We start from the raw sequence: 21,560 nt of genomic DNA, 5'->3' as shown, positions 1-21,560 counted from the left end.
CGTGGCGCTCTTAGACTGAGTTCCTCTATTTCAGTAGATGTTTGGACACCCGTCGAATAGTAACTGAAACCCGCATTCATCTCACCATCTACAGAGGTGGGAGACTTCCGTAACTGTCGTTTCACTTACGTTACAAAAGACACATTGCCGAAAGAAGTTAATAGTATTAATCAAAAGGTAAATAAAATGTGAAGGTAGTCCCCTCTTTCAGCACACTATCTACCATAATATTGCCTGAATGTGCCTTGACAATATTTCTAGCAATAGCTAAACCTAGGCCAGTTCCGCCTTTAGAACGCGTACGTGCTTTATCTGCTTTATAGAAACGTTCAAAGACAAATGGTAAGTCCTCTTGTGGGATACCATGCCCTGTATCCTGGACAGATATCTTGGCAAAGGTTGGCTCCTGCTCAACCTTCACTGTTACTGACCCTTCATCAGTATGACGGAGAGCATTATCAACTAAATTCGTTAATACTTGTTCAATTCGATCCTCATCTATACTAATCGTAGCTTCATCATTAAATTCACTGTCAAATATTAGACGAACATGTTTCTCTTTTGCAACCTGTGCAAATTTTTGAGTAATACGTTCAAATGTTGAATTAATTGGGAGCTCATCCTTGTAAAGCGTCATATGCCCCGACTCCATACGCGCAAGGTCTAATAAATCTGTTACGAGGCGTCCCATACGTTTCGATTCATCATAAATAATTTTTGTAATCTCATTACGTTCTTCTTGATCCTGAATAAAATCATCATCCATTAGAGCCTCTGAATAACCTTGGAGCATCGAAATCGGCGTCCGTAGCTCATGAGAAACATTGGCAATAAAGTCTGAACGCAGTTTTTCTAAACGATGCTGCTCAGTCATATCACGAATAACCGCAACCGCTCCACGTATCGACTCTTCACTATAAAGAGGGCTAATCGTAAACGTATAGTAACTTCCATCCATCTCAATTTCTTCTTCAAGCTTATCCTCAAACATCAGTACATGATCGAGCATATGATAAAGCTCTGGCGGAATTGGCTTCGCACTTTGTGATCCCTTGTTGACAAACCACTTTTGCATTAAACGGTCCGCTGGCGGATTACTTAATAATATTGTACGATCACGATTAAATGTAATAACTGCATCTGTCATCGAAGTTAATATATTTGAAAGCTGTTCATTTTCTTGATTGATCACTTCTAGATTGTGTTTCAATTGACGGCCCATTTGATTGAAGGCAACTGCAAGCTGGCCAATCTCATCATTTTGTGTAGTCGGCATCTTCGCTTCAAAATTCCCTTTAGAAATTTCAAACGCCAGCTCACGCATTTTACGTAATGGTGACGTAATTCGTGATGAAAGGAAAAACGCAAAAAATGTCGTCAGCACAAAGGCAATGAACGCAGATAAAAAGACAACTTTCGTCGTCTCTTTCGATGTTTTATGCAGCGCATCCGGGCTTTGATAAATAAAGACAGCCCCGTGTACAGCATTTTCCACATTTAGTGGGAAACCAAGCACAACATACGATTCCAACTTTTCTTTGTCTGTGGAAGACGGCATCATCATTTCCTTAATAATCGGTTTATCTGATTGAAAAACTTCTTGGAACGATTTATTGGCTAAAATCATATCCTGGATTTCTTTTTTATTTACACCTTCCTGCATAGCGAAAGAAACTCTGTCATGGTTAATAGCAATAAGTGCATTAGTACTTTCAGGTAAAATATCTTTTAATAATTCCGAAGTCGACTCTGCAGTTTCATTATCATCTACTATACTTGCAACTGTTGCTGCAGTTTGACGCAAGGAGCTTTCTGCTTGTTGCATATGGTAATTTTGAAGAAACTCAAGCATTAGAACCGTGAAAACAAACAATACAAATGAAACGAGAAGCAATATGGTTACCCATAGCTTCCCGACAACACTATTCCATATTCTATTCATTAACAACCTCAAATTTGTAACCAACGCCCCATACAGTAACAATCATTTTTGCAGCGTTTTCTGATACACGGTTGAGCTTTTCACGTAAACGTTTTACATGTGTGTCAACTGTACGTAAGTCGCCAAAGAAATCATAATGCCAAACTTCTTTTAGTAATTGTTCACGGTCAAATACTTTGTCTGGTGATTTAGCTAGGAAATAAAGTAATTCATACTCTTTAGGCGTTAAATTTACTTCAATACCCTCTGCTGTTACACGGTGCGCATCATGATCAATCATTAAATGTTGGAACACAACTAAATCTTTTGAAGAAGAAGCATTTGTCGAAGGTGAGAATGCTTGTGAACGACGTAATATAGCCTTCACACGTAACACAACCTCACGAGGACTAAACGGTTTTACAATATAATCATCTGCTCCTAGCTCAAAGCCTTGTACACGATTCGCTTCCTCGCCTTTTGCAGTTAATAAAATAATTGGTGTTGCTGCTCGTTCACGGATTTCCGCACAAACTTCAAGCCCGTCTTTTTCAGGCATCATAATATCTAATAAAATACAGTGATACTCTTTTTCTAAAGATTTTTCGATCGCTTGTTCACCATTTTCTGCCTCGTCAACAAGGTACCCTTCTCGCTCTAAATACATTTTTAATAAGCGTCGAATACGATCCTCGTCATCTACTACTAATACTGAAATATTTTCTGACACTTTCACGATCCCTCTCTTCTAATCTTTCTCTACCTTCTATTGTACATGGTACTGCACATATTGAAAAGAAAAGAAAGCCCCCTTGCCACAGCAAGAAGGCTCTTCTTTCTAATACTAGCGACGTAAAAATCTCATATATGCTCAAATTAATCTGTTTTTATTTTATCAAATTAGTTTAAGCTGAAGCGTATGAATGTAAACCTGCAAGAATCAAGTTAACAGCAATTAGGTTGAATAAGATAATCCCAAAACCAATTAATGCTAACCATGCAGATTTTTCACCTTCCCAGCCTTTTGATAAACGTAAGTGTAGGAATGCTGCATAGAATAACCACGTAATAAGTGCCCACACTTCCTTCGGATCCCATCCCCAGAAACGACTCCACGCAAGTTGTGCCCAAATCATTGCAAAGATTAAAGCCCCTAACGTAAATACTGGGAATCCAATTAACACTGAGCGATAACCGATTTCATCGACTAATTGTAAATTCACTCGTTTGACAAAAGGTTGGAAAATCGCACTAATTCGACGTCGTGCAATTAATCGAATTAATAAGTATAAAATTGATCCTACTAATAATGACCAAACAACTGTTGTTAATTTCTTCGCATTAATAAGCCCAGGCATTTCTACTAACGGAGACATGCCATGTTCTTCCACTGCCTTATATTCATTCATACCAAATAGTGGCGGCATTTTGTATTCAATTTGACGTTCATTACCCTCTTTATCAACATAAGTATATGTTGAATCGTAACCCATCATATTAAAGATTGATGTAGCAACTACGAAACCAACGACTACCACAAGGAAGAACATTACCGCTTCTAACCAGAAACGTTGTTTAGAAGGCTTCTTTAAATCAACTACTTTTAATAAATAAATTAGTCCTGCTACCGCACTAATTGCTAAAATTGATTGGCCTAAAGCAGCTGTAATAACATGAATCGTTAACCAGTAACTTTGTAAAGACGGCACTAAAGGACTTACCTCTTTCGGGAACATCGACGCATAGGCAATTATTAATATCGCCACAGGCAATGCTACTAAGCCTAGAGCTGGCACGCGATAAATAAAATAAATCAATATGAATGCTCCAACAATGAACATTCCGAACGCAGTCGTAAATTCAAACATATTACTAACAGGTGCATGCCCTGAATAAATCCAACGAGTGACAAAATAACCAAGCTGTGAAAGTAAACCTATAATTGTTACACCAATTGCCACCTTACCCCATTTTTCGGTATTTTTGCCTGTTGCATTCGATTGTTTTATCGAACCACCAAATAATAATGTTGCAACTAGGTAGGCTATGAATGCTACAAATAATAGGTTTCCACTTATGTCAATCAAACTCATAAGGTGTTGTCACCTTCCTTTTTCTTTGTGGATTTCTTGACATCCTCTGACTTATCTAACTGATCTTCATATGGTGGTAGACCAGCAAATGTTGTGACTGTATCTAAATCTTTTTTCATACTGAACATATTTTTATTCACATGGGCAGCCATCAACACTCGACCATCCGGTTCCGCCTGTAACCATAAACGTCGGTGGTTCCAATATGAGCCAATTACTACACCAATCATGAAAATAATACCGCCGACAAATAAAATCGGTATCGTACTATCCTTACGAATTGTAAAGTTTGATGAATTACGCATCTCTGCTCCTGCGAATTTCATTCTATATTTGTTTTCACCAAGTGGTTCAAGTGGTGGCTTCCTGATTTCTACAAAGCTTACTTCACCTTTTGGAGTTTCTGGTGTTATCATTCTAAATAAAAATGCTGGATTATTCGGTATTGATGTTTTTGTCTGTGGTTCACCATTTTCAAAACCAGAAAAATCCGGTGTATAAACAAGAATCTGTACTGAAGAACCATTTCCTAAATCATATTCTTTTTTAGGATTCGTTAAATCAATTTCAATTTGACCAAGTGAATCATCTTCTGTTGCTTTATTTACTAAGTCAAAATTCATCTGTCTCAATTCATTAAGACGATAATTCATTTGATAAAGCGCAAAACCGCTTTCTTTTAACGGGTGATTGACACGAATAGAGTAATCTCTCAATTTTTCAAGATTGTCTATATCCCCAGGAATAGCTCCTTCAGGTTGTTTGTATAGTGTGACGTCTGTTTGATAGTTTTTCGCCTTAGCATTTACACCTTGGTTTGTTTGCTCGTCCTGAGGCTGATCGCCATGGGTTTCCAAAATGAATTTATTATTTTTAATAAAATAGCCATCCATCCCCGGTATAGCTCGTGTCTCACCTTCGCGGATCCAAATCGTCTCATCCACATAAAAACCAGGTACTAAGCGCAACATAACACCTGCTAAAAAGATAATGAGACCGACATGGTTTATGTATGGGCCGTACCGAGCAAAACGACCGCGCTCTGCTAACAGCGCACTTCCATCACGACGAACGTGATATTTTAATTCAGTCATTTTTTGCTCAACTTTATCTAACGTTTCATCAGGGTTTGACACTTGTCCTTCCCCAATGATACGTTGACGCTTCATGAAACTTTCATGACGTTTAACGCGTTGATTTTTTAGAGACTTATGCAATGGTAACCCACGGTCTAAACTCGCAACAATAATGGATATCGCAAGCATACCCACTAAAATTTGGAACCACCAAGTGCTATACAAATTAGAAAGTCCTAAACTGTTATAGAGTTTGCCAAAGAAGCCATACACTTTCTCATAATACTCCGCTTTACTAGGTTCCGGGGCATTAACATACATCTCTTGCGGTAATATTGTTCCGATTGACGCTGAGACCAACGTGATAATAATTAGGGCAATACCCACTTTTACATTCGAGAAGAAATTCCAAATTTTATCGATGATTGTTTTATTATACGTTTTTGATCGAATCGCCGTACCATCGTAACGCATATCAACAACTTTTGTTTGTTTACCTTCCTCAGTTAAAGGACGACCACATTTCTCACAAAGCTTCGTGCCATATGGGTTACTATGACCACAAGCACAAATGATGTTTTCCATAGTCATTTACTCCTTATTTCGGTTTCACTAATTCCATGTACGAAGCAATTTTTTCCTCCGTCAATTCACCAGTAATAATTTTGGCTACTTTACCATCTGGGTCAATAAGGAGAGTTGCAGGTAAATTACCTACATTGTAAGCAGTCATTACGCTTTTCGTTTTGTCAATAACTACCGGGAACGTTAATTCGTGTCTATCGACAAAATTCTGTACTTCAAAATCTGTTTGTGCAATATTAACCGCCAACGTTTGTACTCCCTGATCTTTGTAAACTTTATACTGACGGTCCATTGCAGGCATTTCCTTTTCACACGGCTTACACCAAGTTCCCCAGAAGTTCAAAAACACTCCCTGCCCTTTATAATCAGATAACTTATGTTTCTCGCCGTTTAAATCTACTAACGTGAAGTCTGGTGCTTGAGAGCCTACTGCTAATAACTCTACCTTATCCTTTGTCGCTGTTCCGTATACCGTGTAACCAATTGCTAATACTAAGACTGCTAAAATAATGGTACGAATGACGAGACGTTTTTTCTTTTTCTCCAAGTTAATAAACCCCCTATCAATTACGGCTTAGAGTAACTCCCACTGACGCTAAGCTTTTCATACAAACATTCATATGTATAGATTTTACTGTTTCTTTTTTTACGACATTTACATGTTTGTCAAATTTTACATTTGTCATTCACTTGTGCGTCAAACACAACCTTACAAATCGTGGAAACGATTTCATCAGGATGCAACAAATTTAGGTAAGCTATTCTCACCTATTATAGCAAAATGAAACACAAACACTTAGCTAATAATTATGAATGATTTATGAACGATTTCACTAATAAGAAAGTGAAAACATTACTATTGCACATAGTAGTATTTCACTTTCTCTTAGTAATTACTCATTTATCCGATTTTTCCTGTCTCCGCTAACACTCGCAATTGCTTCACTTCATGTTTTGTTAATTCACGGTATTCCCCTGGAGCTAGTCCGAATAAATCTAAAAAGGCAAAGCGTTCACGTTTTAGTTTAACAACTGGAGTACCGATCGCCTCGAACATGCGACGCACTTGACGATTTCGACCTTCGTGGATCGTAATTTCACAGATTGCTTTACCTGCCTTCTCATCAAATGAAGTCATACTAACCATTGCAGGAGCTGTTTTGCCATCTTCTAACTTAATTCCTCGTTGAAGCTTTTTTAAACCTTCAATCGTTGGAATACCTTTAACACGAGCAATATATGTTTTGTCGATTTTAAACTTCGGATGCGTCAGCATATAAGAAAATTCGCCATCATTTGTCAATAGCAATAAGCCAGATGTATCATAGTCGAGACGGCCAACTGGGAAAATTCGTTGTGGAATATGCTTAAATAAATCTGTGACAGTTTTGCGTCCTTTGTCGTCTGTTACAGCCGAAATCGTTCCACGTGGTTTATATAGTAAATAATAAACCTTATCCTCTTTCTCAAGCTTCACGCCTTCTACTTCTATCGTATCTGAGTTGGAAACCTTTGTACCTAACTCACGAACTACGACTCCGTTCACTTTAACTTTACCTTCTAAAATCATTTGTTCTGCCTTACGCCTAGACGCCACTCCGGCATACGCAATGACCTTTTGTAATCTTTCCATTCTTTCACCTCTAGTTTTCATTCACGTTGGTTTTGACACCAAACTTTAAACCTCATTCACACATTAGGAATAAGGTTATTTTTCCCGCTAATCTGTGAAAATTATGTCATACTTTTATACATTATTAAAGAAAAACTAATTATGCATAAGTAATTAAATTATTTGAAATAATTTTCATCGACTAGTTTCTGGATAATTTACACTTGATTTTTAGAGGCTTTCACCGTAACGCGGGGTTGGTTTCCGCTCGGGCTGGGGGCTTTCCTGAGGGCGTCGGGTGAGTCGCTTGTGGCGGCAGATGTTTTTTGCACGAAAGCGAAGCGGCAGCAACGTGTTTTGAATGTGCGAAAGCATAGTGCAACGTAGCGGCAGCAACAACAGGATGTCTTCCAACTTTTGAATTTTATCGGATCACTTTTACGTTTTATCGACCAACTTTTGAGTTTTATCGACCAGCTTTCATATTTTATCGACCAACTTCTAAATTTTATCGACATCCACCTTTCATCGAGCAAAAAAAGATTCACACACAAAAACTGTGTGTGAATCTTTTTACTTTATTTTGTCGCCCAGCCTTCACTCTAAAATTAAATTGCATACTTTTTAACAAATGTCATCCCTAACTTTTGATGATGATCCAATTTTATTAAAATCCTCTCACTTAAGTGATAAACAAAAAAAATCAGAGAATCGCTTTTAACGATCCACTGATTCAACTTTTACTGGCACTGCATAAATACGCTCTTCACCGAGAAAGATGGACAGTACACCTTCCTTACGTTTTCTAGAAACATGCAACACTTGCCTTACACTTTCTTTTTCTTCTTTATTTAATTGCAAAAGAATTGGTTCCTCTAAACGAATGGAAAGGTTTTTATTGACTTTATATTTACCTTTTTTCACCACTGTTTCAAGGCTGTATTCTTGCCAAACCTTGTTGGCTAAACCCCGATGTACATTCCAGTCATCGGATTCATTCAAAGTGACGACAATACAGGTTTGCCCGTCCTTTTGGAAGGCGGTTGCAAGGGTCCGACCAGCTACCTTTGTAAAGCCTGTTTTTCCGGCAAATGCTGAACCTTTTGCCGATTTTAATGCATTAACAGGTTGTTGTGTCTCATCGCCTATTTCGATGGCAGTCCCTGACCCTTCTCGTAATAGACGGTGTTTATTTTCCCATAACATCCCGTTTTCAGTATTGGCACGATAAAGAACTGTGGATGCAATCTTCTTGAAAGTTTTATTTTGGAGAGCAATCCTTAACATTTCAGCAGTATCCCTTGCTGACGACAAGTGCTCATCATGGTGCAAGCCAGACGGGTTCATAAATACTGTATTTGTGAGACCAGCAACAACAGCCCGCTCATTCATTAACTTTACAAACCCTTCTACTGATCCGCCGGCGTGCTCTGCTAAAGCTGTTGCTGCGTCATTCCCTGAGCGAAGCATCAAACCATATAACAGTGTTTCTACCGTAACTTTTTCACCTGACTGCAAGTAAATTGACGAGCCCTCTGCCGTTGAAGCCCTCGGTGAAATAACTACTTCATCTTGAAGATTGCTATTTTCAATAGCAACGAGTGCTGTCCAAATTTTTGTTAAGCTAGCAATTGGTAACCGTGCATCACTATTTGATGCAAATAATACACGGCCCGTATCACCATCTAAAACAGCATATCCACTGCCACCCCGTGCAAAACTGGTTTGAGGAAGCATTAACATTACCACGACTGTCATGAACAATATTAAACGTACTAACCGAAGCAACGAGCCACTCCTTATTAAAAGTAATAGGAAAATATAGATTATATTTATGTTTCAAGCTAAGTAATATACCTTTAAATCTTGTTTATTTACTTTACTCCACTAAAGGTTTCTTGGAATTTGGTCATAAATAAATCTGTTTCTTGCTCTGCTTCTACTAACTCTTCTTCAGGTAAAGGCGGCATTTCTTCTATACTATTCAAACCAAAGTAGTTTAAGAATTCCTTTGTAGTACCATATAAAATTGCACGTCCTGTCCCTTCCGAGCGACCAACTTCCTTAATTAACCCTCTAGAAACAAGCGTTTGAATTGGTCTTTCACATTTCACACCACGTAAATCTTCAATTGCTACACGTGTAATTGGCTGTTTGTATGCCACAATAGCCAATACCTCAAGCGAGGCTTGCGATAATGATTGAGCAGTTGGATTTTCTACTAATCTTTGAATGGTTTCTGCTAGATCAGATTTTGTTATAAGCTGATAAACCCCAGCTATTTCTTTTATAGCAAGGCCTCTTGCTGAATCTTCTTCATATGTTTTTTTCAACATTTCCATTGTTTGTACGACTAACTCTTCTGGTTCGCCTAAAAGTTGTGACAATTGCTTAATGGTTAAGCCGTCGTCTCCAACAACAAATAATAAGGCTTCTATTCTACTCTGTAGCATAAATGTTTTCGTCATCATCCCATTCCTCCTTCTGTAAAGTAACTGTTAATTCTTCAAAGTTACCGTCTTGCTCTACGATGACGACCTGACGTTTCATCAGTTCAAGAAGAGATAAAAACGTCAGAATAAGCGTTGGCTTATCTTCATAGGGGAAAAGCTCGGAAAATGATGCACGTCCACCTGTAGTTCGTAATGAATCGACAACCGAACGCATTTGGTCTTTCACCGAGCGTTCTTGTCTCGCTACAGTTGTCTTTAGCGGTTTCTTTAATTTTTTTCGACGCATCAGTTTTTGAAAGGCTCCAAGCATGTCATAGATGTTGACGTTCAAATCAAATAACGCCATTTGCTCATCCGATGCTAACTCTGATAAATCTGCTGGAGGCCGTGTAAATACCTGTGCACGATCTGTTTCAAGTTCTTGCAGGCTACTCGCTGCTTCTTTATATTTCTTATACTCTATTAAACGTTGCACCAGTTCTTCACGAGGGTCTGGGCCGTCGACTTCTAATTCGGCATCTTCAAGCTCACCTTCATGAATCGGCAAGAGCATACGACTTTTAATAGCTAATAATGTTGCAGCCATCACTAAATATTCACTAGCCTCATTTAACTCCAGTACCTGCATTGCATGTATATGGTCGATATATTGTTGAGTAATTTCAGCCATTGGGATATCATAAATATCAATTTCCAATCTGTGAATTAAATGCAATAATAAATCAAGAGGCCCTGAAAAGGCTTCTAATTTTACTTCATAAGACATTGTTTTACCACCCTGAGATTCTATGTTCTTTTTAGTATAGTAGAAAGGAGTCCAAAATGCATCCACAGCATCACACTTTATTTATCGACTATTGTGCTTTTTTTAATGGTAATCAAGATTTTTTTGAATGCCATGAAGTTCTTGAGGAATACTGGAAGGAAATTGCTCCCGGTGATAAAGAGCACCCTCTCGTTGGTTACGTACAGCTCGCAACAGGTTTATATCATTGGCGACGTGACAATTTTACTGGCGCTGCGCGAATCTTAGAAAAAGCGCTCCATAATTTTCAACATAATATGGGCCACATCTTTTTTGACGAAATCGACTACGAAATACTACTAACACAACTAACAGATTCACTTTCTGCTATCCAAAAGGGCAAGTCCTTTCAAGCATTCCAACTTCCTCTTTCACCCATACTAGAGGAATTAACATTCGCTCGCATACAGATTTTACCACCAAGTGACTCTAACTATCTTCTTCATAAACATATGCTTCGAGATCGCTCACATATTCTTGCAGAGCGTCAAGAAAGCAAACAAAGAAAAAGCAGACGTCAATGATCGTCTGCTTCTTCATCGATACAATTTATACATTTTTGAACAATATTACGCGTTTCCTCTGTTGCACGCACACTTTCATACTGGCCCAGATCTGCTACTTCCTGTAGCATTTCCTTCGCAACACCCTCACCTCTATAAGAAGGGACAACGGATACATGTTGAATCGTAGCCATACTATTACTGTCTGTTACAAGTCCAACAATGCCTATATACTCATCGTTCTTTTTCCATAAATATAAAACCCAATTATCATCATTTTCATAGGAGTGGATTGTCTCTTTGAGCTTTTTTATGTCTTTTTCGTTAGGCATAAACGAGAGTAGCCCCATTGCTATTTTCTCGAAAGCTTTTTTATATCGAATTAACATATTTGTCTATTCCCTCTTTTTCTAGCTGTACATAATCTTTGATTATCCTACACGATTTGTACTTTTACCGCAAGTCAATTTCTGTCTTACGAACCAGGTCCGAGAATACCTTTAGACGCCAATACCCAATAGACAACGCCCCACAACAAAATAAAAGTTGAAATGGACGCTAGTAATACCCATTTGTTTTTTCTCATATTTACTCACCCTTTTTTAACGTTAGCGGGAGATCGTTTTGTACAATATCTTCATAACTTTCGCGTCGAATTGCTAATTGATGCTTGCCATTCTCTACAAATACAACTGCTGGTCGTGGCACACGATTATAGTTACTCGCCATCGAATATCCATACGCACCAGTACAGAAGATTGCTAGCACATCACCAGAAGCTGCTTCCTGAAGCTTAGCATCAATAATTAATTTATCGCCAGATTCACAAAGTTTACCAGCCACTGTATATGTTTCACTTTTTGATTCATTTACTTTACTTGCAATGACCGCCTCGTACTTCGCATCATATAATGCTGGACGGATATTATCACTCATACCACCATCCACAGCAATATATTTACGAACATTAGGTACTGTTTTTTGTGAACCAATTGTATAAAGAGATGTTCCTGCATCGCCTACAAGTGATCGCCCTGGTTCAATCCAAATTTCCGGCATAGTTAGACCTAGTACAGTCGCTTTGTTCTTGACAACTGTAATCATATCCTCTACATATACTTGTGGCTCAAGCGGTGCATCTTCCTCAGTATAACGAATTCCGAAGCCCCCTCCTAAGTTTAACACAGTACATGTAAAATCGTGAGTCTTCTTCCAATCAGAAATCTTATCAATTAGTTTTTCTCCCGCTAAGCCAAAGCCCGCTGTGTCAAAAATTTGTGAGCCAATATGGCAGTGTAATCCTAGAAGCTCTAAGTATTCATGGTTAAAAGTTTGTTGGAAAGCTTCATCTGCTTGACCATTATTTAAGTCGAAGCCAAATTTAGAATCCGCTTGACCTGTCGTAATGAAATCATGCGTATGTGCCTCAACGCCTGGTGTGACACGTAGTAGAATACGCATTTTTTGTTGACGGCGCTCTGAAATTTCTTGTAAAAGTTGAATTTCATAAAAATTATCCACGACAATACAACCGATTTTCGAGTCAAATGCTAATTCTAATTCTGAAATACTCTTATTATTACCATGGAAATGAATGCGCTCGGCAGGGAAACCAGCTTTTAAAGCTGTAAATAATTCTCCACCAGAGACCACATCTAAAGATAGACTTTCTTCTGCCGCTAATTGGTACACTGCTACACATGCAAATGCTTTTGAAGCATAAGCTACTTCTGCTTTTACACCTAGTTTTTTAAACGTATCAATAAAGCCACGTGCACGCTTACGAATAAGCGCTGTATCATACACAAATAAAGGTGTACCATACTCTTTTGCAAGCTCTAATGTATCTACCTGTCCAATCGTTAAATGACCATCTTCAGAAATCGCTTGTGTTCCATATAAATGCATGTGCATCTCTCCCTTTTCACATCGTTCCATCTTGTGATAAAAATTGCACCTAAATTTTAAAATGTAGTATTGCTACTATTCTTTTTAGAGGTAACGCTTCATTCAACAAGGGTTCGAACCGTACACGAGAGCAAATATCACATTTGTGCCAACACCTTCTCGTGGTAAACCCTTTTGATGAATAAAGACAATTTTCGCAAAAATCACAAAATACTATATGTGAACTTTATCACATGAAAAAAACGAGTGCAATGGCTCCTATGATCTTTTTCGATGTTCGGAATCGACTACATAAGGTCTTAATGCATCTGCTGTCATTGGGAAACGGACAAGTACGCGAAGCATCGCATTTGGAAAGAACGGAATAAGTGGCCATAAATAAGGCGCTTGCATCGGACGTAATGAACATAAATACGTAAATAATATAAAGAACCCAATAAATAACCCATTAACTCCCCAAATTCCAGTCACTATTAACAACAATATTCTAAAGAGTTTAACGGAGATACCCAGTTCATAAGACGGAATTATAAAGGTCAGAATAGCTGAAATGGCTGTATATAACACTACTTCTGGCGAGAATACCCCTACATCAATAGCAATCTGACCAATAGTTATACCCGCAACCAACCCCATCGCAGTGGATAATGGTGATGGGGTATGAATGGCGGCCATCCTCAAAAATTCTATCCCAATATCTCCAATAAGTACTTGTAGTAAAAGCGGGATATGTGATTTTTTCTTTGCCCCTAAAAAGGATAACTCATCGGGTAAATGTATCCCGTGCGTTGCAAATAAATACCACAAAGGCAATAATAATAAACCCGTAATTACTCCAAAATAGCGCATAAAACGGACGAAGGTTCCGATTGATGGTGCCTGCCTATACTCCTCAGCATGCTGCAGTAAATGAAAGGCCGTTGCTGGCACGATAATGACAGAAGGAGACGTATCGACAACAATGGCTATATGCCCCTCAAGTAAATGCGCCGCGGTAATATCTGGTCGTTCCGTATAACGTACAAAAGGAACTGGATGAAACTTCTGTTTAAACAGCCATTCCTCTAGTGATTTATCAGTCATAGTCAAACCATCATGATTAATTTGTCCCATACGCTGTCGCAATTTATCGAGCGTTTCATCACTCGCAATACCCTTTATAAACGCTAGCGCAACATCGGTTTGACCGATTTCGGATATTTTATGTAGCTCGAAACGTAAATTACTATTGCGAATTCGCCGACGAATCAAAGCAACATTTTGTGAAATACCTTCAACAAAACCGTCCCTAGATCCTCGAATTACCTTTTCATTGTCAGGCTCCTCTGGTGAACGTCCTGGATAACTTCGAATCTCTGCAACAAAGCCATAACCACTTTTAGTTACAAAGGCTACTTGTCCACTTAATATTGATAATAAAATGGCTTCACGTTTGGTTTCCTCAGAACGGCCTTGGTAATTGAAATAGGCTTCAAAATACTCCTTTTCATCCTCAATATCAATGTCCTCATCAGGCAACATGTTAGAGAGTAATTGTGTTAACACTATTCCATCCACAAGTCCGCTTATATATGCGCAAAGAACCGGCAAATCTTTGACAAATACATGCTTAATACTAACGTCAAATGATTCGCCGTCACCAAATTGTTCTTTAAGAAAATTTTCGGCTTCTTCTAAGTTGTTAAATAGTTTTTCTGTCATGCTGTCACCATTTTCTTAGATGTCTTTTTTTACTTCTTCCTCTTCAACTGTGGCACTTGTGGCCATCCAATTTTTTAATTGAGCAAGAATTTTTTTCTCTAATCGTGATACCTGAACTTGTGATATACCTAACCTGTTAGCAATTTCAGTTTGGGTACAATCTGAGAAATATCGTAAATAAATAATGGATTGCTCTCTGGGCTCAAGTCTTGTGAGCACCTCTTTTAGTGGTATATAGTCAAATGGCTGCTCAGATTTTTCGTCCTTCATCTGATCCATTAATGTAATAGAATCCCCTTCGCTCTCATACAATTGTTCATGCAAGGAAGCAGGATCTCTTAATGCATCAGAAGCTGTTACAATTTCCTCAGATGTGACACCAAGAATCTGTGCTAATTCATGAATGGTTGGTGGATGCTCATTTTTTTTAATGAATTCATCAGTTGCATGACGAATTTTAAAATTAAGCTCACGAATAGATCGACTAACCTTCACCATGCCATCATCCCGTAAAAAGCGCTGAATTTCTCCAATGATCATTGGTACAGCATATGTCGAAAATTTAACATCATACGTTAGATCGAATTTATCCACAGACTTCATGAGCCCTATGCAGCCAATTTGAAATAAATCCTCGAGCTCCACGCCCCTGCTTGTAAAGCGTTGGACGATAGACCACACAAGCCTCGTATTCCCTTCAATCATTCGTTTACGAGCCTCATGATCGCCCTGCTGTGCACGTGCAATTAAATCTCGCATTTCTCCCTGTGACAATAGCTTATCGGACGACTGTTCTAGCGGCTTCAAGTGGCAGCCTCACATTACCGGTGTGCGAACCGAGTAAAATTTCTTCGTAAACGTGACAGTTGTACCTTCTTGCCACTTGGACATTACGGTCAATTGATCTGAAAAACTATCCATAATGGTAAAGCCCATACCTGAACGTTCCATCGCACTTTTCGTCGTAAATAACGGCTCCATCGCTTGGCTTACATCCTCAATACCGATACCTTTATCCAAAACAGACACAGTTACAATATCATCCTCACGTTTTGCATGAACTGTAACAACGCCTTTACCATTCTCTTCATAACCGTGAATAATAGCATTAGAAACAGCCTCTGAGACAACCGTTTTAAATTCGGATAGCTCATCAATCGTTGGATCTAATTGTGCGATAAAACCTGTCACCGCTACACGCGCTAAGGCTTCATTTTCACTAAGTGCTAAAAAAGTTAATGTCATTTCGTTATCCATTTACAATCCCCCTAACTCGATCAATCGCTTCTTCTTCAGTTCCATCCATCATCCACGGCCCTAAACCTGAAAATTGAAATACTTTTCGCATTGTCGGCGATGGATTCAATAATATTGTTCGTCCGGCGACTGCCTCTAACTCACGCATCCGACCAAGCACTAAACCTACACCTGAACTATCCATAAAAGAAAGCCCCTCTAAGTTCCAAATAATGGTCGTTACAGCGCCTTGAAAAATTGCTGTAGAAATTTTAGCTCGAATTTGCTCTACTGCATGATGATCGAGCTCCCCATATAAACGTATAACTACTGTCTCTTTTGTTACCATTTCTAATTGAAAATGCATGAACATCGCCTCCTCCTCGTGCAATTCCACATTCAATATGGTGATTCCTTGCGGCTGACAGAACTAGTGCAAAGTCTTCCGAAATAGTGTCAAATCGACATATTTATAGCTTTTTAGGTTAAATGCAGTATGGGATAAATCAACATTTTTTAAACGTGCCAGGCATTTTTTACAAGAATTATTATGATGATCAATTATGCCGAGGCATAATTGCGTTCAGAGGCTTCGTGCTTGCACAAAGAACTCCTTTCTTATTACAAAGTCTATCCGTCTATTTGGTGATTCAATCCGACGCTTCGGCTTTTCTTTTCGTCGCTTTGTGTTCTATCCACGATTTTGGCTGCTCTATCCGTCACTTTGTCGGTTCTATCCACGATTTTGGCCGCTCTATCCGTCGCTTTGTGTTCTATCCCCGATTTTGGCTACTCTATCCGTCACGTTGTCGGTTCTATCCACGATTTTGGCCGCTCTATCCGTCGCTTTGTGTTCTATCCACGATTTTGGCTACTCTATCCGTCACTTTGTCGGTTCTATCCACGATTTTGGCCGCTCTATCCGTCACTTTGTCGGTTCTATCCACGATTTTGGCTGCTCTATCCGTCGCTTTGTCGGTTCTATCCACGGTTTTGGCTGCTCTATCCGTCGCTTTGACTCTTCCTTCCGTCGCTTTGACTCTTCCTTCCGTCGCTTTAGCTTTTCCTTCCGTCACTTTGCCTTCTTTCCGTCGCGTCAGCTCTTCCTTCCGTCACTTCGACTCTTCCTTCCGTCGCTTTGGCTTTTCTTTCCGTCACTCTGGCTCTTCCTTCCGTCGCTTTGGCTTTTCCTTCCGTCACTCTGGCTCTTCTTTCCGTCACTCTGGCTCTTCCTTCCGTCACTCTGGCTCTTCCTTCCGTTGCTATGGCTCATCTTTCCGTCGCTCTAACTTCCTTCCGTCGCTATGGCTCTTCTTTCCGTCACTCTGGCTCTTCTTCCCGTCGCTCTAGCTTTCCTTTCCGTCGCTATGGCTCTTCTTTCCGTCACTTGAGCTTTTCCTTCCGTCACTTTGGCTCTTCTTCCCGTCGCTCTAGCTCTACTTTCCGTTACTTCGACTCTCCTCTCCGCCACAAAAACCTCCTTTCCATCACTTCAACTTCCGCTTTTTAGAACAAAAAAAAGCGAGAACCCCCTTTGTTAAAGAGAGTTCTCGCTTCGTATTAATTATGCAATTGTATAAGCCTTTAGTACTTTTTCGATTGTTTCCTGATCGATTTGGCGATTTGAATATAAATATGCAATCGTCTCGTCAGCACGAACATGATCGCCTTTTTTGGCAATCAATTGAATACCAGCATCATAATCAAGCTCAGATTCTTTAGTTAATCGACCTGCACCAAGACCAACGCTAGCTTCTCCGATTAATAATGCATTAATCGTCCCTACAGTGCCTTCAGTAGGTGCTTTGATAGCTACTTTATTTGCTGTGTCATTTTGCACGATATCCGCTAAATCGCCACCTTGTGCTACGATGAATTCCTCAAATTTTGCAGCAGCTGAACCATCTTCTAATACTCGTTTAACAGCAGCTGTTGCTTCAGTCTCATTTACTCCTGCTGCAACTTGGTACATAAGCGATGAAATAATAATACATTCCTCAAGCAGATCCTCATGTGTTTCATCCATACGTCCACTTAATAAAGCAAATGCTTCTACTACTTCAAGCTTGTTGCCAATCATTTTACCTAATGGATTATCCATATCACTAATATGTGCAACTACTTTACGCCCTAGCTTTTCACCGATTGCAGTCATCGTATCAGCTAAAACCTGCGCTTCTTCTTCTGTTTTCATAAATGCACCTGAGCCACACTTGACATCGAGTACAATGCCGTCTGCACCACTTGCGATTTTCTTACTCATGATAGACGCGGCAATAAGTGGAATGGAATCGACAGTACCCGTCACATCTCGCAACGCATATAATTTTTTGTCAGCTGGTACAAGATTACCCGTTTGACCAGCCACTGCAATTTTATGTTTATTGACATTGTCGATAAATTCTTGTGATGAAAGCTCTGTTTTAACGCCACGAATCGATTCTAATTTATCGATTGTACCGCCTGTAATGCCTAGACCCTTACCACTAAATTTCGCCACTGGAATATCTAGTGCAGCAATTATTGGAGTAACAATTAGTGTGACTTTATCGCCTACACCGCCTGTCGAGTGTTTATCAATTTTAAAACCTTCGATAGATGATAAATCAATAACATCTCCAGATTCTATCATTGCTTTTGTTAAATAAAATGTTTCATCATATGTCATACCCAATAAACGGATTGCCATTAGTAGGGAGCTTGCTTGATAATCAGGAATTGTACCAGTAGTGTAACCCTCTACAAAGTACTGAATTTCAGCCTGTGTTAGCTCCTTGCCTTGCTTTTTCTTTTCAAATAATTGCGCCATATTCATATCGATAATCCCCCTTACTTCAGATCTTTTAAGAAGCTTTTACCAAACTCTGGTGCTTCTACTTTGAAGTTTTCAGCAACTGTTGCTGCAATATCTGCAAAAGTTTCACGTAGTGCTAGCTCGCTACCACCATTAAAGCGTGGTGAATAGACAATCAACGGTACATATTCACGTGTATGGTCTGTCCCAGGGAATGTTGGATCATTACCATGGTCCGCCGTAATGATTAGTAGATCATCTTCTGTCATTGCCTCAGTAATTTCTGGTAAACGTGCATCAAATTCTTGTAGTGCGTTACCATAACCTAGAGGGTCACGACGATGTCCAAAATTCGCATCAAAGTCCACTAAGTTTAAGAAGCTTATACCATGGAAATCACGACGCACTACTTCTGCAAACTTATCCATACCATCCGTATTATTTTTCGTACGTACTGCATCAGTTACGCCTTCACCGTTGAAAATATCAGAGATCTTTCCGATTGCTATAACATCTAAACCTGCATCCTTTAAGACATTCATCGTTGTGCGACCAAATGGCTTTAACGCATAGTCATGACGATTAGATGTACGTGAGAAGTTTCCTGGTGTACCGACAAATGGACGAGCAATAACACGGCCAACTAAATATTCTGGTTGTAATGTTAGCTCACGAGCAATTTCACAAATTTTATATAATTCTTCTAATGGAATAATTTCTTCATGTGCAGCAATTTGCAAAACAGGGTCAGCAGATGTATAGACAATAATCGCTCCTGTCTCCATATGCTCCTTGCCGAAGTCCTCGATTACTTGTGTTCCACTTGCAGGATCATTGCAAAGTACTTTGCGACCTGTACGTTTTTCCAGCTCTGCGATTAGCTCAGCAGGGAAACCTTCTGGATACACTTTAAACGGTTTATCAATATTTAACCCCATGATTTCCCAGTGCCCTGTCATAGTATCTTTACCAACAGATGCTTCTTGCATTTTACCGTAGTATGCTTTTGGTTTATCAGTAGCTTGCATACCTTGTAACTGTTCAATATTTGCTAAGCCGAAAGACTCCATATGCGGCATTGTAAGCCCATTCATTTTTTCAGCGATATGTCCAAGAGTATGTGAACCTACATCTCCAAAATTCGCTGCGTCTGGAGCTTCACCAATTCCAACTGAGTCCAATACTACTACATGGATTTTTTCAAATGGTTTATTCATAATTTTGCCTCCTAATCTCTTGACTCTATTTTACCAAAAAACAGCGAAAAATAAAGGTCAGACCTCCGACTAATAAATTTCTCTCTTAAGCACGTGGATGAAATTGCTTATAAACCTCTGATAGTCGGGATTTACTAATATGTGTATAAATTTGAGTTGTGGAAATATCGGCATGTCCAAGCATCTCTTGTACTGCTCGTAAATCCGCACCGTTTTCCACTAAATGTGTTGCAAAGGAATGACGTAATGTATGTGGCGTTAATTCATGTTGGATGCCCGCTTTTAAAGCGTGCTCCTTCATTAATTTCCAACAACCTTGCCTTGTTAAACGTTTTCCCCTTTGATTAATAAAAAAAGCTTCTGTTTTTGGAGATTTCCCTTGTAATTGACTACGTGCGCCATCTAAATAAGTACTTAATGCCGAAAGAGCGCTTTTTCCAAGGGGAATGATACGCTCCTTGCCTCCCTTGCCAAAAACGCGTACAAAGCCCATCGTTAAGTGAATATCAGCTAGATCTAATGCAATCAGCTCACTAATACGCATCCCAGACCCATATAATAGCTCTAGCATCGCCACATCCCGAATACCTTGTGGTTTGCTGCGATTTGGTGCCACTAATAAAGCTTCTATTTCTTCTATAGAGAGGACATTTGGTAGCTTTTGCTCAATGGCCGGCATTTCTAAATGGACTGTCGGATCTGTTTCTGCTCGCTTTTCTCGAAGTAAAAATTGATGGAAACTGCGAATGGAGGAGATATGGCGGGCAACAGTACGACTTGTCTTTCCTTGCATACGCAACTGCTCTAAATGACGTAAAATGGTCGTCCTTTCCACTTTACGAAAATCAGACATTCCCTCTACTTCCCGCAAAAAATTCACGTAATTTTCTAAGTCTCGGCGATAGGATGCTAATGTATTATCGGATAATTGTCGTTCTACTTGTATAAAATGGATATAATCCTCTATTGCATATTGAAATTCATTCATCACAGCGCCCCCTTACTGTCAATTATTCTCTATTTTAGCACGGGTATTGGAATTGTGCTAAAACGTCCCCTTATAATTCTAATTTTAAATAAAACAAAAAACTGCCCGATTCAATCTATAACTTAAGATTAAACAGACAGTTTCTCGTTATTTTTCTTCATTCGACTCGTCGTTTTTATCATGACAGCGCCAGCAAATGCCGTGGAAAGTTAGTCGGTGATCCTTTATGATAAAGTTCCAACGTTTTTCAACAACGGCTTCCACATCTTCAAGTAAATCTTCTTGAATTTCATCAACCGCACCACATTCGATACAAACAAGATGATGGTGGAAATGCGCAGCGCCCTCTTGGCGTAAATCATAGCGCGAAACGCCATCGCCAAAGTTGATTTTGTCGACAACTTTGAGCTCAGTTAGTAACTCTAACGTTCTATAGACAGTAGCAAGACCAATTTCTGGTGCCTTTTCTTTTACTAAAAGGTAAACATCTTCTGCACTTAGGTGGTCTTCCTCGTGCTCAAGCAGTACAGCAACTGTTGCTTCTCGCTGCGGCGTCAGCTTATAACTAGCACTATGCAACTGTTTTTTTATACGATCAATTCGGCTCTCCATGTGACGCCCCCCTAAACTCTTTCCATTATACCAAAGGAGTAAATCCTATTACAAGA

General features: G+C 39.3%; 23 protein-coding genes. 1 reads left to right on the top strand and 22 read right to left on the bottom strand.

The annotated features are described in order from the left end of the window. Positions 1–166: 166 nt before the first annotated feature. The 9 genes from ACZ11_RS21885 to ACZ11_RS21845 form a co-directional block, all read right to left on the bottom strand. Complete coding sequence (locus ACZ11_RS21885; RefSeq protein ID WP_049668638.1) at positions 167–1,942, bottom strand: ATP-binding protein; 1,776 nt, start codon at positions 1,940–1,942, stop codon at positions 167–169. Continuing rightward, a complete protein-coding gene (locus ACZ11_RS21880; RefSeq protein WP_049668637.1) occupies positions 1,935–2,651 on the bottom strand; it encodes a response regulator transcription factor in 717 nt (238 codons plus the stop codon). The genes ACZ11_RS21885 and ACZ11_RS21880 overlap by 8 nt, the downstream gene beginning before the upstream one ends. A 175-nt stretch (positions 2,652–2,826) precedes the next feature. Then, entirely contained in the window at positions 2,827–4,014 is a 1,188-nt protein-coding gene (ccsB, locus tag ACZ11_RS21875) for a c-type cytochrome biogenesis protein CcsB (RefSeq protein WP_049668636.1), read from the bottom strand. After that, the gene (resB, locus tag ACZ11_RS21870) at positions 4,011–5,675 is read right to left on the bottom strand and encodes a cytochrome c biogenesis protein ResB (RefSeq protein WP_049668635.1); all 1,665 of its coding nucleotides are present in this window, start codon (positions 5,673–5,675) and stop codon (positions 4,011–4,013) included. The genes ccsB and resB overlap by 4 nt, the downstream gene beginning before the upstream one ends. Positions 5,676–5,688: 13 nt before the next feature. Beyond that, positions 5,689–6,222, bottom strand: coding sequence for a thiol-disulfide oxidoreductase ResA (resA, locus tag ACZ11_RS21865; protein ID WP_049668634.1), 534 nt, complete (start codon positions 6,220–6,222; stop codon positions 5,689–5,691). Between the two features lie 354 nt (positions 6,223–6,576). Further along, positions 6,577–7,308 carry a pseudouridine synthase gene (locus ACZ11_RS21860; protein WP_049668633.1) on the bottom strand — a complete coding sequence of 244 codons (732 nt, stop codon included), beginning with the start codon at positions 7,306–7,308 and terminating at the stop codon, positions 6,577–6,579. 696 nt (positions 7,309–8,004) lie between these two features. Continuing rightward, the gene (locus ACZ11_RS21855; RefSeq protein ID WP_053093240.1) at positions 8,005–9,075 is read right to left on the bottom strand and encodes a D-alanyl-D-alanine carboxypeptidase family protein; all 1,071 of its coding nucleotides are present in this window, start codon (positions 9,073–9,075) and stop codon (positions 8,005–8,007) included. Positions 9,076–9,161: 86 nt separating this feature from the next. Next, complete coding sequence (gene scpB / locus ACZ11_RS21850; RefSeq protein ID WP_049668632.1) at positions 9,162–9,755, bottom strand: SMC-Scp complex subunit ScpB; 594 nt, start codon at positions 9,753–9,755, stop codon at positions 9,162–9,164. Beyond that, the gene (locus ACZ11_RS21845; RefSeq protein WP_049668631.1) at positions 9,727–10,506 is read right to left on the bottom strand and encodes a segregation/condensation protein A; all 780 of its coding nucleotides are present in this window, start codon (positions 10,504–10,506) and stop codon (positions 9,727–9,729) included. Before ACZ11_RS21845 ends, scpB begins: the two co-directional genes overlap by 29 nt. A 56-nt stretch (positions 10,507–10,562) precedes the next feature. Between ACZ11_RS21845 and ACZ11_RS21840 the strand changes: the two genes are divergently transcribed. After that, positions 10,563–11,069, top strand: a complete 507-nt coding sequence (locus ACZ11_RS21840; RefSeq protein WP_049668630.1) for a DUF309 domain-containing protein — start codon at positions 10,563–10,565, stop codon at positions 11,067–11,069. Here the strand turns inward: ACZ11_RS21840 and ACZ11_RS21835 are convergent. The 13 genes from ACZ11_RS21835 to fur all read right to left on the bottom strand — a co-directional run bounded on the left by ACZ11_RS21835 (position 11,063) and on the right by fur (position 21,504). Then, positions 11,063–11,437 (bottom strand): GNAT family N-acetyltransferase, encoded by a 375-nt coding sequence (locus ACZ11_RS21835; RefSeq protein WP_049668629.1) that lies wholly within the window; start codon positions 11,435–11,437, stop codon positions 11,063–11,065. The two genes, ACZ11_RS21840 and ACZ11_RS21835, sit on opposite strands and share 7 nt — an antisense overlap. Before the next feature lie 199 nt (positions 11,438–11,636). Beyond that, positions 11,637–12,956 carry a diaminopimelate decarboxylase gene (gene lysA, locus ACZ11_RS21830; RefSeq protein ID WP_049668628.1) on the bottom strand — a complete coding sequence of 440 codons (1,320 nt, stop codon included), beginning with the start codon at positions 12,954–12,956 and terminating at the stop codon, positions 11,637–11,639. Positions 12,957–13,214: 258 nt separating this feature from the next. Beyond that, entirely contained in the window at positions 13,215–14,657 is a 1,443-nt protein-coding gene (locus ACZ11_RS21825; RefSeq protein ID WP_049668627.1) for a spore germination protein, read from the bottom strand. Between the two features lie 15 nt (positions 14,658–14,672). Further along, on the bottom strand, positions 14,673–15,464 hold the full coding sequence (gene sigF / locus ACZ11_RS21820) for an RNA polymerase sporulation sigma factor SigF (RefSeq protein WP_049668626.1): 792 nt from the start codon (positions 15,462–15,464) through the stop codon (positions 14,673–14,675). A gap of 9 nt (positions 15,465–15,473) precedes the next feature. Then, positions 15,474–15,914, bottom strand: coding sequence for an anti-sigma F factor (spoIIAB, locus tag ACZ11_RS21815; protein WP_049668625.1), 441 nt, complete (start codon positions 15,912–15,914; stop codon positions 15,474–15,476). After that, positions 15,907–16,260: an anti-sigma F factor antagonist gene (gene spoIIAA / locus ACZ11_RS21810; RefSeq protein ID WP_049668624.1), complete on the bottom strand. Its 354-nt coding sequence runs from the start codon at positions 16,258–16,260 to the stop codon at positions 15,907–15,909. Before spoIIAA ends, spoIIAB begins: the two co-directional genes overlap by 8 nt. Before the next feature lie 469 nt (positions 16,261–16,729). Further along, positions 16,730–16,969, bottom strand: a complete 240-nt coding sequence (locus ACZ11_RS26730; protein WP_049668623.1) for a hypothetical protein — start codon at positions 16,967–16,969, stop codon at positions 16,730–16,732. Continuing rightward, positions 16,950–17,135 carry a hypothetical protein gene (locus ACZ11_RS21800; protein ID WP_049668622.1) on the bottom strand — a complete coding sequence of 62 codons (186 nt, stop codon included), beginning with the start codon at positions 17,133–17,135 and terminating at the stop codon, positions 16,950–16,952. The genes ACZ11_RS26730 and ACZ11_RS21800 overlap by 20 nt, the downstream gene beginning before the upstream one ends. A gap of 43 nt (positions 17,136–17,178) precedes the next feature. Further along, the gene (locus ACZ11_RS21795; protein ID WP_049668621.1) at positions 17,179–17,364 is read right to left on the bottom strand and encodes a hypothetical protein; all 186 of its coding nucleotides are present in this window, start codon (positions 17,362–17,364) and stop codon (positions 17,179–17,181) included. A gap of 93 nt (positions 17,365–17,457) precedes the next feature. Continuing rightward, the gene (locus ACZ11_RS21790) at positions 17,458–18,708 is read right to left on the bottom strand and encodes a thymidine phosphorylase (RefSeq protein ID WP_049668620.1); all 1,251 of its coding nucleotides are present in this window, start codon (positions 18,706–18,708) and stop codon (positions 17,458–17,460) included. A gap of 14 nt (positions 18,709–18,722) precedes the next feature. Then, positions 18,723–19,904 carry a phosphopentomutase gene (gene deoB / locus ACZ11_RS21785; protein WP_049668619.1) on the bottom strand — a complete coding sequence of 394 codons (1,182 nt, stop codon included), beginning with the start codon at positions 19,902–19,904 and terminating at the stop codon, positions 18,723–18,725. An 85-nt stretch (positions 19,905–19,989) separates the two neighbouring features. Continuing rightward, positions 19,990–20,892: a site-specific tyrosine recombinase XerD gene (gene xerD / locus ACZ11_RS21780; protein WP_049668618.1), complete on the bottom strand. Its 903-nt coding sequence runs from the start codon at positions 20,890–20,892 to the stop codon at positions 19,990–19,992. A gap of 147 nt (positions 20,893–21,039) precedes the next feature. Beyond that, complete coding sequence (gene fur / locus ACZ11_RS21775; protein ID WP_049668617.1) at positions 21,040–21,504, bottom strand: ferric iron uptake transcriptional regulator; 465 nt, start codon at positions 21,502–21,504, stop codon at positions 21,040–21,042. Between the last annotated feature and the right edge of the window lie 56 nt (positions 21,505–21,560).

The sequence above is a fragment of the Lysinibacillus xylanilyticus genome (genome assembly GCF_001183605.1).
GTDB lineage: Bacteria > Bacillota > Bacilli > Bacillales_A > Planococcaceae > Lysinibacillus > Lysinibacillus xylanilyticus.
The sequence above is the reverse complement of the archived record's forward strand: the minus strand, read 5'-3'. Positions and strand labels throughout refer to the sequence as shown.

Bases quoted from the DNA above. Each gene is read 5' to 3' on its own strand.
- scpB (WP_049668632.1), bottom strand. From the start codon at position 9,755: ATGACGAAAACATTTATGCTACAGAGTAGAATAGAAGCCTTATTATTT.
- ACZ11_RS21825 (WP_049668627.1), bottom strand. From the start codon at position 14,657: ATGACAGAAAAACTATTTAACAACTTAGAAGAAGCCGAAAATTTTCTT.
- spoIIAB (WP_049668625.1), bottom strand. From the start codon at position 15,914: ATGGATAACGAAATGACATTAACTTTTTTAGCACTTAGTGAAAATGAA.
- fur (WP_049668617.1), bottom strand. From the start codon at position 21,504: ATGGAGAGCCGAATTGATCGTATAAAAAAACAGTTGCATAGTGCTAGT.
- resB (WP_049668635.1), bottom strand. From the start codon at position 5,675: ATGGAAAACATCATTTGTGCTTGTGGTCATAGTAACCCATATGGCACG.
- ACZ11_RS21790 (WP_049668620.1), bottom strand. From the start codon at position 18,708: ATGAATATGGCGCAATTATTTGAAAAGAAAAAGCAAGGCAAGGAGCTA.
- spoIIAA (WP_049668624.1), bottom strand. From the start codon at position 16,260: ATGCATTTTCAATTAGAAATGGTAACAAAAGAGACAGTAGTTATACGT.
- lysA (WP_049668628.1), bottom strand. From the start codon at position 12,956: ATGCATTTATATGGAACACAAGCGATTTCTGAAGATGGTCATTTAACG.
- ACZ11_RS21835 (WP_049668629.1), bottom strand. From the start codon at position 11,437: ATGTTAATTCGATATAAAAAAGCTTTCGAGAAAATAGCAATGGGGCTA.
- ACZ11_RS21860 (WP_049668633.1), bottom strand. From the start codon at position 7,308: ATGGAAAGATTACAAAAGGTCATTGCGTATGCCGGAGTGGCGTCTAGG.
- ACZ11_RS21845 (WP_049668631.1), bottom strand. From the start codon at position 10,506: ATGTCTTATGAAGTAAAATTAGAAGCCTTTTCAGGGCCTCTTGATTTA.
- xerD (WP_049668618.1), bottom strand. From the start codon at position 20,892: ATGAATGAATTTCAATATGCAATAGAGGATTATATCCATTTTATACAA.
- ACZ11_RS21840 (WP_049668630.1), top strand. From the start codon at position 10,563: ATGCATCCACAGCATCACACTTTATTTATCGACTATTGTGCTTTTTTT.
- ccsB (WP_049668636.1), bottom strand. From the start codon at position 4,014: ATGAGTTTGATTGACATAAGTGGAAACCTATTATTTGTAGCATTCATA.
- deoB (WP_049668619.1), bottom strand. From the start codon at position 19,904: ATGAATAAACCATTTGAAAAAATCCATGTAGTAGTATTGGACTCAGTT.
- ACZ11_RS21885 (WP_049668638.1), bottom strand. From the start codon at position 1,942: ATGAATAGAATATGGAATAGTGTTGTCGGGAAGCTATGGGTAACCATA.